Source organism: Maribacter sp. R86514 (genome assembly GCF_044597005.1).
Classification (GTDB): Bacteria; Bacteroidota; Bacteroidia; order Flavobacteriales; family Flavobacteriaceae; genus Maribacter.
In genome coordinates this window covers 850,769-866,209 of record NZ_CP138999.1, presented here as the reverse complement: position 1 = coordinate 866,209, position 15,441 = coordinate 850,769, and the positions used below count along the sequence as shown (strand labels likewise).

Annotated in this window: 17 protein-coding genes and 1 pseudogene; 8 read left to right on the top strand and 10 right to left on the bottom strand. The window is 33.9% G+C overall.

Annotated elements, in window-relative coordinates; translation table 11 throughout:
* Nucleotide 1 precedes the first annotated feature (1 nt).
* The 4 genes from SJY30_RS03780 to SJY30_RS03765 form a co-directional block, all read right to left on the bottom strand.
* On the bottom strand, nt 2-328 hold the full coding sequence (locus SJY30_RS03780; RefSeq protein ID WP_036158283.1) for a DNA-directed RNA polymerase subunit omega: 327 nt from the start codon (nt 326-328) through the stop codon (nt 2-4).
* A gap of 17 nt (nt 329-345) precedes the next feature.
* Nucleotides 346-1,173 (bottom strand): outer membrane protein assembly factor BamD, encoded by an 828-nt coding sequence (locus SJY30_RS03775; RefSeq protein ID WP_396634275.1) that lies wholly within the window; start codon nt 1,171-1,173, stop codon nt 346-348.
* Between the two features lie 119 nt (nt 1,174-1,292).
* Nucleotides 1,293-2,183, bottom strand: coding sequence for a 4-hydroxy-tetrahydrodipicolinate synthase (gene dapA, locus SJY30_RS03770; RefSeq protein WP_396634274.1), 891 nt, complete (start codon nt 2,181-2,183; stop codon nt 1,293-1,295).
* Nucleotides 2,184-2,185: 2 nt separating this feature from the next.
* On the bottom strand, nt 2,186-2,719 hold the full coding sequence (locus tag SJY30_RS03765) for a DUF6913 domain-containing protein (RefSeq protein ID WP_396634273.1): 534 nt from the start codon (nt 2,717-2,719) through the stop codon (nt 2,186-2,188).
* A gap of 45 nt (nt 2,720-2,764) precedes the next feature.
* Here SJY30_RS03765 and SJY30_RS03760 point away from each other — a divergent pair, with 45 nt between their 5' ends.
* The 8 genes and pseudogenes from SJY30_RS03760 (at nt 2,765) to SJY30_RS03725 (ending at nt 9,898) form a co-directional block, all read left to right on the top strand.
* Nucleotides 2,765-3,550, top strand: a complete 786-nt coding sequence (locus SJY30_RS03760) for a 5'-nucleotidase C-terminal domain-containing protein (protein WP_396634272.1) — start codon at nt 2,765-2,767, stop codon at nt 3,548-3,550.
* A 1-nt stretch (nt 3,551) separates the two neighbouring features.
* The gene (locus SJY30_RS03755; RefSeq protein WP_396634271.1) at nt 3,552-4,457 is read left to right on the top strand and encodes a bifunctional metallophosphatase/5'-nucleotidase; all 906 of its coding nucleotides are present in this window, start codon (nt 3,552-3,554) and stop codon (nt 4,455-4,457) included.
* 14 nt (nt 4,458-4,471) lie between these two features.
* Nucleotides 4,472-4,921 (top strand): GNAT family N-acetyltransferase, encoded by a 450-nt coding sequence (locus tag SJY30_RS03750; RefSeq protein WP_396634270.1) that lies wholly within the window; start codon nt 4,472-4,474, stop codon nt 4,919-4,921.
* A gap of 43 nt (nt 4,922-4,964) precedes the next feature.
* Complete coding sequence (locus tag SJY30_RS03745; RefSeq protein ID WP_396634269.1) at nt 4,965-5,387, top strand: hypothetical protein; 423 nt, start codon at nt 4,965-4,967, stop codon at nt 5,385-5,387.
* Between the two features lie 798 nt (nt 5,388-6,185).
* A complete protein-coding gene (blaOXA, locus tag SJY30_RS03740; protein WP_396634268.1) occupies nt 6,186-7,028 on the top strand; it encodes a class D beta-lactamase in 843 nt (280 codons plus the stop codon).
* Between the two features lie 126 nt (nt 7,029-7,154).
* Entirely contained in the window at nt 7,155-7,769 is a 615-nt protein-coding gene (locus SJY30_RS03735) for a fumarylacetoacetate hydrolase family protein (protein ID WP_396634267.1), read from the top strand.
* 85 nt (nt 7,770-7,854) lie between these two features.
* Nucleotides 7,855-8,400: pseudogene (locus tag SJY30_RS03730) on the top strand (DUF4269 domain-containing protein).
* A 598-nt stretch (nt 8,401-8,998) separates the two neighbouring features.
* A complete protein-coding gene (locus SJY30_RS03725) occupies nt 8,999-9,898 on the top strand; it encodes a helix-turn-helix domain-containing protein (RefSeq protein WP_396634266.1) in 900 nt (299 codons plus the stop codon).
* Between the two features lie 7 nt (nt 9,899-9,905).
* Here SJY30_RS03725 and SJY30_RS03720 read toward each other — a convergent pair whose 3' ends face one another.
* From SJY30_RS03720 to SJY30_RS03695, 6 genes are read right to left on the bottom strand one after another with little or no spacing between them, the layout of a single operon-like run.
* Nucleotides 9,906-10,211: a hypothetical protein gene (locus SJY30_RS03720; protein WP_396634265.1), complete on the bottom strand. Its 306-nt coding sequence runs from the start codon at nt 10,209-10,211 to the stop codon at nt 9,906-9,908.
* Nucleotides 10,208-11,446 (bottom strand): cation:proton antiporter, encoded by a 1,239-nt coding sequence (locus SJY30_RS03715; RefSeq protein ID WP_396634264.1) that lies wholly within the window; start codon nt 11,444-11,446, stop codon nt 10,208-10,210. Before SJY30_RS03715 ends, SJY30_RS03720 begins: the two co-directional genes overlap by 4 nt.
* 6 nt (nt 11,447-11,452) lie before the next feature.
* Nucleotides 11,453-13,444, bottom strand: a complete 1,992-nt coding sequence (ligA, locus tag SJY30_RS03710) for an NAD-dependent DNA ligase LigA (RefSeq protein ID WP_396634263.1) — start codon at nt 13,442-13,444, stop codon at nt 11,453-11,455.
* 5 nt (nt 13,445-13,449) lie between these two features.
* Nucleotides 13,450-14,031, bottom strand: a complete 582-nt coding sequence (locus tag SJY30_RS03705; RefSeq protein ID WP_396634262.1) for a TIGR00730 family Rossman fold protein — start codon at nt 14,029-14,031, stop codon at nt 13,450-13,452.
* The gene (gene prmC / locus SJY30_RS03700) at nt 14,028-14,897 is read right to left on the bottom strand and encodes a peptide chain release factor N(5)-glutamine methyltransferase (RefSeq protein ID WP_396634261.1); all 870 of its coding nucleotides are present in this window, start codon (nt 14,895-14,897) and stop codon (nt 14,028-14,030) included. The genes SJY30_RS03705 and prmC overlap by 4 nt, the downstream gene beginning before the upstream one ends.
* Nucleotides 14,898-14,899: 2 nt before the next feature.
* Nucleotides 14,900-15,385, bottom strand: a complete 486-nt coding sequence (locus SJY30_RS03695) for a GNAT family N-acetyltransferase (RefSeq protein WP_396634260.1) — start codon at nt 15,383-15,385, stop codon at nt 14,900-14,902.
* Nucleotides 15,386-15,441 lie beyond the last annotated feature (56 nt).

The following is a 15,441-nucleotide window of genomic DNA, read 5'->3' as shown; positions in this document are numbered from 1 at the left end:
CTTAAGCGTCTTTTTCTGTGTTTCTATGGTAGATTTTATCCATCAACCACTCTTCTACCGCCATTGCGTGTGGCTTAGGTAATTTTTCGTAAAACTTAGAAACTTCGATTTGTTCTTTGTTTTCAAAAACTTCTTCTAAACTGTCACTATAAGTAGCAAACTCTTCCAATTTCTCTAAAAGCTCTTTTTTAATTTCAGAATTGATCTGAACAGCACGTTTTGCAGCAATTGAAATAGCCTCGTAGATATTTTCAGTTGGCTCATCAAACTCATTACGGTTAATAGTTACCGTAGATACCGATGCCTTAGAGTTTTTTAAATCGTTCATATTCATAATTAAATTATTTATTTTGATTCAACGGTCTGCGCTTGCATACGTTGTAATTCTTTATCGATTTTTTCAATTAAATCTGTAGCTTCCTTATCGAATTTAGATTCTGGAAACTGCTTTTTCATTGCAGCATGTGCCGCCTTTGCATTTATTAAACGCTCTTCCTTTAACTGCTCAAAACTATTTACAGCCATATGTGTTAACGCTTCAACCTTTACAAACATTGCCTCTTCCCTAAACGGAGAACCAGGATTATCTGACACAAAGTTATCACTAGCCGCTACTGCAGATTTAAGCATATCATAATTGAACTCGCCCAATTTATTATACTGCTTTAATATCTCAAACGCTTTTTCCTCTTTCTTTGTTGTAAGTTCTTGCGCCATAGCATTTGCTTCTGCATAGAACTCAGATTCAGAATATGTGTTAATGAAATTCTGCAATTTCAATAACGCCTTGTCCGTATCGGTCTGATCTAAAGAATAATCTGGAGATAACTCATAGAAACTTTTAGCCCCTAAAAAACTAGCTTCTACCATTTTGTCACTTTTAGGATATGATTTCACAAAACGCTCAAACTGGTAGCCTGCCATGTTGTAATCTCCTCGCATAAAATAACTGTTAGCTAAGAAGAACATAACACGCTCACCTTGAGGCTTACCTACATACTTGGGCGCAATTTGCTCAAGTAATCTATTAGCCCTTCTAAAGTCACCTTCTTCGTAGAAAGTTTCGGCCATGTCGTATTTCGCTTTTACATCATCGTTCTTAAGTACTTTTTGGTACTCGCTACAAGATTGTAAAGCAATGGCAATCAATAGTAATGGAAAAACTCTCCTCATTTTAAAAAACATTTTGCAAAATTAGTGATTATCAATGGATTTAAAAAACATTTTAAACCAATAAAAGTACAGGCTTTACACCACAAGAATGTCCTACTAAGTGAAGATTTAACGAATATTTATGCTGGTATGCGTATCATAGATTCCATAAATGAAACAATTCTATGCTTTAAAGCATCACTTGCCGTAATTAATGGTAACCTCACAAAGGGTTTTGCCAAGCCTAAATATTCAAAAATAACTTTGATACCTGCTGGGTTTCCTTCTTCGAAAATCAACTTCATACCATCTTGCATTTTGTAGTGGTAGCTATAGGCTACTTCTGTATTACCATCTAATCCTTCATGAACCATTTTTGAAAATTCTTCTGGTAAACCTTGACCAATAACTGAAATTACCCCGTCACCACCGGCAACTATTGTTGGTAATGCCGAAATATCATCTCCAGAAAGTACTAAGAAACCTTCTGGTCTTTTTGATATGAGTTCCTGAACTTGAGTCATATCTCCGCAAGCTTCTTTAACCGCAACGATATTGTCAAATTTCTTTGCCAAGCGTACTACTGTCTCTGGTAACATATTACTACCGGTACGACCTGGTACATTATATAAAATAATAGGTAAGGGCGATGCTTGCGAAAGTGCTGCGAAATGTTGATAAATACCTTCTTGCGTAGGTCTGTTGTAATAGGGTGAGACAGATAAAATGGCATCATACGCAGATAAATCTGCAGACTTTAGCTCTTCTACCAATGCCATGGTATTATTACCACCTATACCGATTACTAAAGGCAAAGCACCTTGGTTTGCTTCTTCTACGGTACGCATGACCAATTGCTTTTCTTCTTTTGATAAGGTTACCGATTCAGCAGTGGTTCCTAAAACCACCAAGTAATCTATGTTGCCTTCAATATTAAAAGCTACAACTTTTTTAAGAGCCTCTACATCTACTAATCCATCTTCTTTAAAAGGCGTTATTAACGCTACTCCTGCCCCCCTTAAATCTTTCATAATTAAATCTCTTTAAAAATGCCCAGGTACTTTTTCAATTCTTTTTTAAATATCTGAAAGTCCTTTAATGGCGTATCTAACATTAAATCATTGTAAGTAGGTCCCACTTCTTTGAACCCTACTTTTAAACGAGCCTTCGCTTTCACCGACATTAAATTCAACAACAAGCAATCCTCATTATAATAATTCACTAATAGGTCATATTCCCGTCCTAAAAACTCTAGGGCATAACTATTTTCAATTTCACCGTTCCACCCTAAGTCCTTATCTGAAAAGACAGGAGTGGCATATGGCGAGTTTTTATCGAAAATGCGCTTATATCCAATAATTTTAACTGCATTGGGGTGCAATGACAACTCTTCTTGAAACTGAAAAAACACTTCAGATTTCTCAAACCTATCTAAATCCACAATACAACCTACAGAACGTATTCCTTTACCCTCACGCGTTACAGCAACTGGTGTTGCCAACAGTTGTTTTAATATTTTACGGCCCGATTTCCGTTTAAACTTGTCCTTAATTCCTTTTAAAAACATGTATTTTTACATTTAGACAAATGTAAATAATATCCCTGCAACTATATGGCGAAGTTAAAACACTTTGGTAATTTAAATATAAAACATTATGTTATATTTATAACATTTCTTGGTTTGGTATCTTGTAATAGCAATGCTGAACACCTTACTGAACTGACTGGCAGTCAAATAGCAATTGACACCACTTATGCTACAGTTGATAGTATTCAAAAATTTATTCAACCCTATCATGATCGTGTTGAAAGTATTTTAGATAGTACATTGACATATGCACCTTATGTTATTTCAAAAACCGATGGTAAATTCAATACAACCGCAGGTAATTTAATGGCGGATATTGTACTTAGTGAGACCAATCCTATCTATAAAAAACGTACCGGAAATAGTATTGACCTGGTGCTTTTAAACCATGGCGGTATAAGATCGATTATCTCTAAAGGAAATGTTACTTCTAGAACAGCTTATGAAGTCATGCCGTTTGAAAACTCAGTGGTTGTCGTAGCACTTAAAGGTACATCTTTATTAAAGTTGGCAGATTACCTTGTTAAGTCTAAAAGAGCGCACCCTGTTGCAGGTATGCAGCTTATTCTCAATAAAGACAATTCGGTCAAATCTTTTACGATAGACGGAAAACCTTTAGATAAAGACAAAACTTATAATGTAGCCACATCAGACTATTTAGTTACCGGCGGTGATAATATGAGCTTTTTTAAAGAAGCACTTTCTAAAACGGAAACCGATTATAAAATACGTAATGCCATGATAGATTTCTTTTCTAAAGTGGATACCCTAACCCCAAAAGTAGACTTAAGATATTATCAATTACAGTAAAATGGAAAGAAGAAAATTTATACGAAACACTGCCGCATCCACTAGCCTATTAACCCTTGGTGGTTTGGGACTAAATTCTTGCAACGTATCTAAAAAGAAACACATTACCATTTTACACACCAATGATGTGCACAGTCATGTTGATGCTTTCCCCAACGACCATGCAGATTTCCCCGGGTTGGGAGGCTTGGCGCGTAGAGCGGGTTTAGTAGACAGTATAAGAAAAGAGAATCCGAATACTTTTCTTTTTGATGCGGGCGATATTTTTCAAGGTACCCCCTACTTCAATTTTTATGGTGGTGAACTAGAATTTAAATTAATGAGCATGCTTAATTATGATGCCATTACAATTGGAAATCATGATTTTGATAATGGTATTGACGGACTCTTAGCTCAAATGCCCTACGCTAAGTTTAATTTTATAAGTGCCAATTACGACTTTTCCAATACCGTTTTAGACGGATTAACAGAGCCCTACAAGATTTATGAAAAAGACGGAATTAAAGTTGGTGTCTACGGATTAGGGATTAAACTAGACGGTTTGGTTACAAAACAACTCTTTAAAGAGACTGAATTTCTTGACCCTTATGAATTGGCTACCGATATGGAAACCAAGCTTAAAGAAGAGGAAAAATGCGATTTGGTTATTTGCCTTTCTCATTTAGGATACGAATATAATTCTCAAAAACCAGATGATTTAAAACTTGCCAAAAGAACAAAATACACCGATTTAATTATTGGCGGGCATACCCATACCTTTCTAGATAAACCAACTATTGTTACGAACGCCGCAGAACGAGATGTATTGGTAAATCAAGTAGGTTGTTTTGGGGTAAATTTGGGTAGAATTGATTTCTATTTTGATAATAGCACTGTTAACGCAAACGGTTATACAATTAAAGTCTAAAAAAGAGACCTCTTATGCTTTACTATAAACGTTGCGCTAGCGATAACGAAAACTTTAAAGAATTAGTTGCCTTACTTGATGCTGATCTGGCACTACGAGATGGAGACGAGAATGTTTTTTATGCACAGTTTAACGGTATTGATGCGTTGAAAAATTGTGTAGTTTTTTATTCTGATGAAACCCTTGTTGCATGCGGTGCATTCAAGAAATTCAATAAGGATTCCGTTGAAATTAAACGAATGTATGTACAACCAAGTTTTCGAGGTAAAGGCATTGCCTCAAAAACACTCGTTGTATTAGAAGAATGGGCAAAAGAATTAAACTATTCATACGTTGTATTAGAAACCGGATTACGCCAGCCGGAAGCCATAGCACTTTATAAAAAGAATAATTACACAATTATCGATAACTACCCTCCGTACGAGCACATGGCAAATAGTGTTTGTTTTAAGAAGGTGTTGTAGATTTTCAATTAATACAATTATAAATAACAATCTAACAAGTAAAATGAAATACAATTATTGGTTTATAATTACCCTTTTTATAATTTCATATAATGCAAATTCGCAAAAATGTAAGGTTTCGAAAGACCCTTTCACAAATAAAAAGACTGTTGAATTTAAGTTTAAGGAAAGGTTGATCTTTTTTGAACTTAAAAATAGTGCAGTTAGATTCGAATTTGAATTTAATTTTTCTGGAGAAAGAGATTTTGTTTTCAAAAAAGGAACTAGTATTTATTTTAAATTTCAAAGTGGGAAGATGCTTGAGATAAAATCAGACAGAGATTGCCCACCTACTATTGAAAATAAAGGTAAAGCAACTTCAGCACCTGGTGGCTTCTCATTTCCCGATAAAAATTTCACTTCCTACTTTCTTTCCTTTAAATTAAGCAGAGAAGAATTGGAGATACTTTCAAGTGAAAGTATATAATATATCAGAACTCCGCATGTTAATGGCGGGCAAAGAGACATGGAGGCTAAAGGTTGGGTAAAAAAGAAAGCTAAAGCAATTAAAGATGGTTCCGAATGCATGATTTTACATTTGTAAAAGGAGAAATTTTATCCCGTAATATTTAGTGTTTTTTGGAATTAAGTACAAAATGCTTTATAGTTTCTTTAGATTTAATAAAGCAATCCCAATTGTTTTTGTTATTCATTCTCGAATATATTTTAACTAACATCAAAAAGTAATTTTCTGAATGGGTTGCTGTAACAATTTTTAAAATTGGTTATCTCTTATGAAAACCAAACCATGAAAAGAATTTTTACAGCAATCTTTACACTTATATCTGTATAGAACTACGCTCAAACAAAAACAGATTATCTTAAAACCAATCGCATTGACATAAAAAAGGGTGAGCTCAAATTTTCTCAACAAAATTTTAACATCATTGATTCTGGAGTCTACCATGGCAGAATAAAAACCGAGGTCGCTGAGCATGCCTTATTTGCTTCTTAATCGAAGGATAGTACTATTAAAATATTAATTATTTTAAACAGAAATTAGCGTAAATCACCTTTAACGTGTTTTTACAGACCAGTGAAAACTTATATTAATAGACTCGGAAAACAAGCATCCTTTTTGAAGAAATGAAATAAGCACGTGGTTGTAAAATGACTGATTAAGCAATATTGTAACTTCATCACTATTTTCGGGTCAATGGTTTTAAATAATATAAAACCGATTGATAATTATTATATTCATTTTTTAATACAACTCAATTACTAAATGAAAATAGGTATACTGCTATTTCTAATCGTTTGTATCGCTTCTTGTAAAGACCAAAAGAATACTTCACTTTTGGATGAATCAAAATCGAATAGTACTAAAATAAATAAGTTTGAATTTCAAACTATAATTGATTCTAATAATGTTAAAGGATCTGTTTTAATCTACGATTCATATAATAACACCTATTATTCCAATGACTTTGAGTGGGCTACACATGGTAACTTACCCGCATCCACTTTTAAAATCACAAATAGTATTATTGGCTTGGAAACGGGAGTTATTGAAAGTGACAGCACCATCTTTAAATGGGATGGTAAAGAGAAATGGTCAAACTTTTGGGAGCAAGACCTAGTTCTACGAGATGCCTTTCAGTTTTCATGTGTACCATGCTATCAAGAAGTTGCTGCCAAAATTGGAGTTCAACGTATGAACGAGTATGTTGAAAATTTACAATACGGAAACCTAAAAATAAATGCTGATAACATCACCGATTTTTGGTTAGAGGGTGATTCTAGAATTAGCCAAATGCAGCAAATAGATTTTCTAAAACGATATTTCAATGACCAGCTACCAATATCCAAGAGAACCAAGAATATTATGCAAGATGTCATGTTAAATGAGAAAACAACTGATTACAAGCTCAGTGGTAAAACAGGATTGTCTAATACCAACAACCAATATAATGGCTGGTTCATTGGCTTTATTGAAGTTAAAAACCATGTTTATTTCTTTGCAACCAATTTAGAACCTATTGATAACAATATAGACCTTAACAATTTTATAAAAACTAGAAAAGAGGTTACCCTTGCGGCATTAAAAGAGTTACAGGTCATTAAATGATTTGATGATATCAAATAGTCTTAAAACAAAAATGCAGATTCTTGTGATTTCAATAAAAAGAGGTTACTACACTTGATTTAATCATTAATTTCACTCCAAAAATAAATATACACTAACACCACAAGCATGAAAATTATAGGTATAGGCAAGAATTACGTAGTTGATAAATCTGAAATAGACGGATTAAAGAATGATACGCAACTCATATTTACAAAGCCAGATTCTTCTTTAGTCACTGATAGTAAAGATGTGGAATTTCCTGCAATTACCAATCAACTGATTTACGAAGTAGAATTAGTGATTAAAATAGGAAAAACGGCTAAAGATGTTACCGTAGAAGAGGCTAATTCATACATCTCTGAAATAGGTATTGGTATTGATTATACCGCAAAAGATGTACTTACTGCTAGTAGAGATAAAAAAGGACCCTGGGCTTTGGCTAAAGGTTTTGATGGCGCTTCACCTATTGCTGGTTTTAAGCCTGTTGCCGATTTTCCAGAATTAGACAACATTAATTTTGACTTAGTAATTAACGGTGAAAAGAAACAGGTTGGTAATACTGGATATATCATTTATAACTTTGCTGAAATCATGAGCTTTGTTTCTACATTTATGACATTGAATCCTGGTGATATGATATTCACAGGAACCCCTGCTATAGGTGCAGGTGAAACATTTAAAGGTGACCATTTACAAGCTTCTATAGAAGGAGAGTTATTATTGGATTTCAAAATGATTTAAAAGAATATATGAATCACGATTTATATTTATAGTTCATCTGTATTTGTAAATCGTGATTTTGTACCATAAAAATAGTTGACTATAATTGACCATTGATTTTGAAAATATAGATTATTTAAAAATCGGAAATGAGCGACAAGTAAGCGCGTATAATGACATTATACAGCACAAAATTCTAGAACATCTTAAATTGTACTCGCCTATTGTAACTGGTACCATACCCATTGAAATAGATATACCCGAAAGTGATGTTGATATTATTTGTGAATGTAACGACCATGATAAATTCGCTTCTGTTGTAACTCATCACTTTTCTAAAATGCAAGGCTTTCACATTTATTCAAGTAAGTAAAACAATAAAAAAGTTACAATTGCGGAATTTAAAACCGACCATTTCTTATTTGAGATATTTGCTCAAAACACTCCTACCAAGCAGCAAAATGCATATTTACATATGATTACCGAGCATGCTATTTTGAAAGAAAAAGGTAAAAACTTTAAACAAGAAATTATAAAACTAAAAGCTAGCGGTTTAAAAACCGAGCCTGCTTTTGCCAAGTTATTAGGTATAGAAGGAGACCCTTATGAAGAACTTTTAAAGTTAAACCAAAATTCTATGATTAATAATTAATTATAGAATCATAACTTTCTAAGAACTAATATTTTTTACTTGAAAGAACCAAGAAGAAAATAGAGTTAGGTTTACCTCAACATAGTCAGATTTTTTTAAAACTTAGATTTAATCCCCTATTCAATTAACAAAACATCGAATTGATTACCCGTACTAACCACAATACATTTTTGTTGACTTTATATAACCCAGGTTAATATTGAAGACCAAATTATTGATACATCGCCATTTGTTGATGTTGATCAATTATAAAATCAAGCCTAGCTTCTTCGACAAATATGTTATATTAAATTTATTCTTACTTGTTATATTGTAAATTCGTACATACTTATTACTTAATAGTGTTTGAATGAATTTTGTTTTCCTCCTAATAGCAATCTTCGGATTAATTTTAACTGCCTTAATACTTTTAAAAAAGGACGTTAATAAATTACCTCAGCAATTTTTAGCTTTCTTCTATTTTATTTTTTCTCTTTACAACCTTCAAACATACATTATTACCGATGGTTTGTTAACCCAATTTAGATGGTTTTATTTCTGGCCTTTGCTTCCTTACAGTATCATTACTGTACCTATATATTTTTATTTTAAATCAGTAATGGATGATAAGTTTATATGGAAATGGCAATACCTATTACTTTTTGTTCCATTTATGATAAGCCTTATTGATATCGTCATTGTTTTCTCTAAACCGGCATCTTACTATAATCAGATTGTGGAAAATGCCATTAATTTCCCTAGCAAACGTTTTAGTGCACAATATGGATTGTTAAGTTTAAATGAACATTATAGTCTACGTCATTTATGGCAAATAATATATTTGCTATCTCTTATACCCTGGTTAAGAAAATTTTTAAAAATAAATCCGAATGATAAATTAAAGGTCATTCTTAATAGATGGTTGCTTTTGTTTTATTCCGCATTAATCTTAATGGCTTTTATTACTTTGTTTTTTGGAATAGAAAGAATGTTAGGTCTCAATACTTTGAATATATCAGCAACGAGCTTATACCGTTTACAGATTATATTGCTTCTAGTCTTATTACTGATTAGCATTGCTCCTTTATACTTTCCTTCTATTCTCTACGGATTTCCCAAAAATCAATTATTGATATCATCCTCTATTTCAAATGATACCAATGTAAGAGAACGGATATATGGATTAGATAATAAGGAATTACAAAAGTCACTCACAAGAATAGAACAACAAGGTGCATTTTTAAAACCAGGTTTCAACCTAAAAGCGTGTGCAGAACTTTTACATGTGCCACCCTATCATACAGCCTATTTTTTCTATCAGACTAAAGGCATCAGTTTTACTACTTACAGAAATAATATAAGAGTAGAAAAAGCAAAGCAGCTTATCGATTCGGGGTTTCTAGAATCGAATGATCTATATACTCTTATTTCTGCATGCGGATTCAGTAGTAAAAGTGATTTCGAGAAGACTTTTGAAAGATTGACAACTACTAGTTACCACGTATATAAATTAGGGTGATTACATACTAGCCATTATTTTCTAAAATATAATTAACAATCACCTTAAGCTCTTCGTCTAAGGTAATTGTTGGATATTCTTTTTTTGCCAGCCTGTACCAATATCCGGGATTAAAACGGTCGCCTTCTTTTCTATGCAAATAGGCATGTAACCAACTACCTAAAGTATTATGCATATCCTGTGCTATGTTATGAGAAGCTTCCCAATCGCCTTTAGCATCGTACCAAGCCGCTTTTAATGCCTCTGGCCAATCTTTTGGAACACCGGAGAGTTCTAAACTTCTTTCAAATTCTACGTAGGTCTCCGGTTTCATTTTACTACCCGTTTAATAAGTTTTTCTACCGTTAAGCCTTGTCCTATAATAGAGAATACAACAACTATATAGGTTATTACCAGAAACGCATCTCTATACATTTCATCAGATAAACCTAATGCCAATGCTATAGAAATACCTCCACGCAAACCACCCCAGGTCATCACTAAATTAGTTTTCGGAATAAAATCTAGTTTCTTTTCAAAGAATTTAATAGGAATCAATAACGATAAATATCTACAAATCAATACTACAGGAATAGCCAATAACCCCGCAATCACATATTCTGTTTCAAAAGACAGTACAAGCATTTCCATTCCTATTAAAACAAATAGCAAAGTGTTCAATAAAATATCTAACAGTTCCCAAAATTTATCTACATAGGTTTCGGTCGTTTCAGACATTGCAGAGTCACGCACCGTATCATTACCCACTACCAAACCTGCAGCAACCATGGCCAAAGGGGCTGACAAATGGAATTTTTGCGCTATCAAAGTACCTACCATTACCGTTGCCAAGGTGATGATTACTTCTATATCATAATCATCTATAGATTTCATGAGTTTCCATGTTCCCCAACCTAAGGCTAGACCTAATGCCAACCCACCGATTACCTCAACTCCAAAAAGTTCTAAAATATCTAACGGACTAACAGCTACTTCTGTTGCCGATGCAAGCTGAAAAATAGTTAAGAAAACAACTACCCCTACCCCGTCGTTGAACAATGATTCTCCTACAATTTTAGTTTCCAGTTTCTTTGGCGCTCCTGCTTTTTTTAATATTCCCAATACGGCAATGGGATCTGTAGGTGAGATTAACGAACCGAACAGCAGACAATAGATAAAAGAAATATCCATTCCTATCAATTGTAGTAAATAATACATGCTTGTACCTACTAAAAAGGTAGATACCAACACCCCTAAGGTTGAGAATACCAATATAGGCCAACGCTGTACTTTTAATTGCTCGAAATTGGTATGTAATGCACCTGCGAACAACAAAAAACTCAACATAATATCAAGCAGTACAGATTTAAAATCTATTTGGGTAATAATATATCGTTCCGCGTTGATCAAGGTGTCATCGATATAACCTATTAAAAAAACTGCCAATGTAAACAGAATTGTAATCAGCATTAAGCCAATACTGTTAGGTAGTTTTAGAAAACGAGCATTTATAAAACCAAAAATTGCCGATAGAAATACTAATACTGAAATTATTGTAAAAACGTCCATAGTTGTTTATGCTAACATGTTTATAAAATCTTGCTCACTGATAATCGGTATGTCCAACTTCTCTGCTTTGGTTCGCTTACTTGGCCCCATTTTATCTCCTGCAACCAAAAAACTGGTCTTTGATGATATCGAAGAACCTACCTTACCACCATTATCTTCTATTTTCTTCTTAAGTTCATCTCTACTCAATATCTCAAAAACACCTGATACTACAAAGGTTTTCCCCGCTAAAGTATCGGTCTGGTTTTGTAATTTCTCTGCAGATATTTCTAATTGCACTCCGTAACTACGTAATCTTTCTATGGCATCTTTATTCTTTTCATTTGCAAAAAAGTCTATCACACTTTGTGCTATACGATCACCTATTTCATCTACCGAAGTCAAGTGCTCTATAGTTGCTTCTTTTAGCGCATCTATATTCTTATACGCTTTTGCCAATTTCTTTGCCACGGTCTCCCCTACAAAACGAATACCTAAGGCAAACAATACACGATCAAAAGGCACTTTTACCGATTCTAATACTCCTTTGACTAAATTTTCGGCGGACTTCTCAGCCATTCGCTCTAGAGGTAAAATATCTTCTTTGGTGAGTTTATACAAATCTGCATAATCGTCTATTAAACCTTCTTTAAATAACAACTCTACAGTCTCACCACCTAAGCCCTCGATATCCATTGCCTTTCTTGAAATAAAATGCTGAATACGACCCGTTATCTGTGGAGGACAACCATATTCATTAGGGCAGTAATGTTTAGCATCGCCTTCTGTTCTAGTCAACGCTGTTCCACATTCCGGACATTGATGTATATACTCGGTAGGTTCGGAATCTGCAGGTCTTTTGGTAAAGTCAACAGCTATAATTTTTGGAATAATTTCCCCTCCCTTTTCTACAAATACGGCATCACCAACACGAATATCTAATTTTGCTATTTGATCTGCATTATGCAATGAAGCTCTTTTGACCGTTGTACCAGCCAATAAAACAGGTTCTAAATTCGCCACAGGTGTAATTGCCCCTGTACGCCCTACTTGATATGTAATTTCATTCAGGGTTGTAGAAACTTGTTCCGCCTTAAACTTATATGCCATTGCCCATCTTGGAGCTTTAGAAGTAAAGCCCAATTCTTCTTGATTCTGAAGACTATTTACTTTGATTACTACTCCGTCTGTTTCATATGGCAATTCATGTCTTTTCACATCCCATTCCTCTACAAATGCCATAACTTCATCTGTGGTTTGACAAAGCTTTGCAACGGTTGGCACTTTAAAACCCCATTCACGGGCTTTCTCTAACATGTGAAACTGAGAATCTATATTCAAGTTTCTACCTACTATACTATATAACAAACACTCTAACGGTCTTTCTGCAACAGCACTACTATCTTGAAGCTTTAAACTGCCTGAAGCTGTATTTCTAGGGTTCATATATGGATCTTCGCCGTTTGCTATGCGCTCTTCGTTCATTTTCATGAATCCGTCAAAAGGCAAAACGATTTCTCCACGTATATCAAACTTCTCAGGGTAATCTCCCTTAAGTTGCAGCGGAACAGATTTTATCGTTTTAATATTATTGGTAACATCGTCTCCCTGAATTCCGTCACCACGAGTAACCGCCTTTATCAGTTTTCCTTTTTCATAGGTAATACTGATAGATGCACCGTCGTACTTTAACTCGCACGTAAAAGCAACAGGCACATCGCCTAGGTTACGCTGAATACGTTTCTCCCAATCTTCTAAATCTTCTTTGGAGTACGAATTATCTAAAGAATACATTCTGTGCTCATGAACTACTGTCGCAAAATTCTTAGTGATCATTCCACCAACACGAAGTGAAGGTGAACTGGCATCATAGAATTCCGGATGTTTTGCCTCCAAATCCTGTAATTCTTTCAATTTCATATCAAAATCATAATCAGAAATGGTCGGAATATCCAACACATAGTAATTATGATTATGCTCTCGTAACTCCTTTCTTAGTGCTTCTATTTTTACCTTCATATTCCTTAAAGCTGCTCTTTATTAATCCACTTTGGTGTTGGTAACGGAATGTAATTTTCCATTTTTTCTAGTAATGAATTTATATCATCGTCCACCAAAATAGTATTTATATGTTCTTGTTTTACAAAACCTTCTTTGACCATATCATGCATCATCTTTAAAAGGGAATCATAAAATCCGTTTGTATTTAATATTCCTATCGGATATTGATGTAATCCCAATTGAGACCAGGTCAACATTTCAAAAAATTCCTCCAAGGTTCCAAATCCGCCAGGTAGCATTAGTATTCCGTCAGATAGATCATGCATCTTCAATTTACGTTCATGCATGTTTTGGGTAACTATTAATTCTGTTAACCCCTCATGAACCACTTCTTTCTTTTTTAGAAATACAGGAATTACTCCTATCACCTTTCCTCCATTGTTTAATACTCCTTCAGCTACTTTACCCATGATGCCTATTTTAGCACCACCATAAACTAATTGAATATTATTCTTCCCGAAAGTCTCTCCTAATTCTGATGCCTGTAAACCATATGCAGAATCAACACCTTCACTACTGCCGCAAAAAACTACAATACTTTTCATTTTCTTATTCCTTTTATCATGCGGTCATTGCCAAACATATCTTTACGTAACTCTATAGTCTTAAAATTAGATTCTTCTAATAAACTCATCGTTTCTTTACCTAAATACTGATTAATCTCCAAATACAAACATCCGTCTTCATTTAGATGGTCAGCTGCAAAATTAACTACTGCGCTATAAAACTTTAACGGGTCTTCATCAGGAACAAAAAGTGCCAAACCAGGCTCATGGTCTATGACATTATTCTGCATTTCTTCTTTTTCTAATTCTCGCACATATGGCGGATTAGATATAATGATATCAAACTTCTGGTCTAATTCTTTTGTTACCGTTTCTTTATCCAGAGACAGTATATCCACTTTGAAAAAATTTACGCTAGCACCAAGTAATCGGTTATTTTCATCTGCTACTTTTAAAGCTTCCGTAGAAATATCCAACCCAAATACTTTTGCATTCGTCAAATTCTTATCCACAGAAATTGGAATACACCCACTACCTGTACCCATATCCAAAATAGTCAATGATTGTTTTACATCTTTTACATCATCCAATATCCAACGAACCAATTCTTCAGTTTCAGGTCTTGGTATTAATACATGTTCATTGACCTTAAAATCTAGGTCCATAAAATATGATGTTCCAATAATATGCTGAATAGGATTTTCTAGTTTTAATTCAGATAAGGCTTGAAATATAACAGTCTCCTGTTCTTTATCTATAATCAACTCTGGTTGAATTGCCAGAACAAAACGTTCTAAATCAAAATAATGCTCAATTAGTAAATAGAAGAAACTATTTACCTCGTCCTTACCATAAATAGCATCTAATTCTAAATGAAATATATTTTTAATCTCCTTTAATAACACAGTTACAATTTTTTAAGCATGAATACAGGACAAGAATAATGACCCGTATCTCCCATTCTGCCTTCTATATATTCAAAGCCCATTTTCTTGTATAATTTCTGAGCAGCTTCCATACTAGGTAATGTCTCTAGATAACAAGAATCAAAGCCATATTCTTTGGCACGATTTAAACAAACGCTTATCATTTTATGCCCTAAACCCTTACCTCTAGCCTCTTTCAAAAAATACATTTTCTGAAGCTCACTTACATTACCCTCATAATTATCTAATTGAGCTATACCTGCACATCCCAAAATAGAACCATTCTCTTCTACAACAAAATAAGTTGCCTTAGGCTTCTCATAATGTTCAAACATGTTATCTAATGAAGGGTCTTCATATGCTGTCCCCACTTTTGGAACACCCATATCAGCTAATACCTGTCGTATAACTTTGGCTACTTGAGGGTTATCTTCCTTTCTAATTTCACGGATAATTACATTTTCCATAAGAATAAGGCAATAGGTTTTAAAGTACTATTTTTGAGGTGTGAAGATACGTTTTG

Excerpts from the sequence above, each read along its gene's own strand:
- SJY30_RS03755 (WP_396634271.1), top strand. The coding sequence starts at position 3,552 with ATGGAAAGAAGAAAATTTATACGAAACACTGCCGCATCCACTAGCCTA.
- SJY30_RS03715 (WP_396634264.1), bottom strand. The coding sequence starts at position 11,446 with ATGGACGTTTTTACAATAATTTCAGTATTAGTATTTCTATCGGCAATT.
- ligA (WP_396634263.1), bottom strand. The coding sequence starts at position 13,444 with ATGAAGGTAAAAATAGAAGCACTAAGAAAGGAGTTACGAGAGCATAAT.
- dapA (WP_396634274.1), bottom strand. The coding sequence starts at position 2,183 with ATGAAAGATTTAAGGGGGGCAGGAGTAGCGTTAATAACGCCTTTTAAA.
- SJY30_RS03735 (WP_396634267.1), top strand. The coding sequence starts at position 7,155 with ATGAAAATTATAGGTATAGGCAAGAATTACGTAGTTGATAAATCTGAA.
- SJY30_RS03720 (WP_396634265.1), bottom strand. The coding sequence starts at position 10,211 with ATGAAACCGGAGACCTACGTAGAATTTGAAAGAAGTTTAGAACTCTCC.
- SJY30_RS03765 (WP_396634273.1), bottom strand. The coding sequence starts at position 2,719 with ATGTTTTTAAAAGGAATTAAGGACAAGTTTAAACGGAAATCGGGCCGT.
- SJY30_RS03745 (WP_396634269.1), top strand. The coding sequence starts at position 4,965 with ATGAAATACAATTATTGGTTTATAATTACCCTTTTTATAATTTCATAT.
- SJY30_RS03780 (WP_036158283.1), bottom strand. The coding sequence starts at position 328 with ATGAACGATTTAAAAAACTCTAAGGCATCGGTATCTACGGTAACTATT.
- blaOXA (WP_396634268.1), top strand. The coding sequence starts at position 6,186 with ATGAAAATAGGTATACTGCTATTTCTAATCGTTTGTATCGCTTCTTGT.
- SJY30_RS03695 (WP_396634260.1), bottom strand. The coding sequence starts at position 15,385 with ATGGAAAATGTAATTATCCGTGAAATTAGAAAGGAAGATAACCCTCAA.
- SJY30_RS03775 (WP_396634275.1), bottom strand. The coding sequence starts at position 1,173 with ATGAGGAGAGTTTTTCCATTACTATTGATTGCCATTGCTTTACAATCT.
- SJY30_RS03705 (WP_396634262.1), bottom strand. The coding sequence starts at position 14,031 with ATGAAAAGTATTGTAGTTTTTTGCGGCAGTAGTGAAGGTGTTGATTCT.
- SJY30_RS03750 (WP_396634270.1), top strand. The coding sequence starts at position 4,472 with ATGCTTTACTATAAACGTTGCGCTAGCGATAACGAAAACTTTAAAGAA.
- SJY30_RS03725 (WP_396634266.1), top strand. The coding sequence starts at position 8,999 with ATGGATGATAAGTTTATATGGAAATGGCAATACCTATTACTTTTTGTT.
- SJY30_RS03760 (WP_396634272.1), top strand. The coding sequence starts at position 2,765 with ATGGCGAAGTTAAAACACTTTGGTAATTTAAATATAAAACATTATGTT.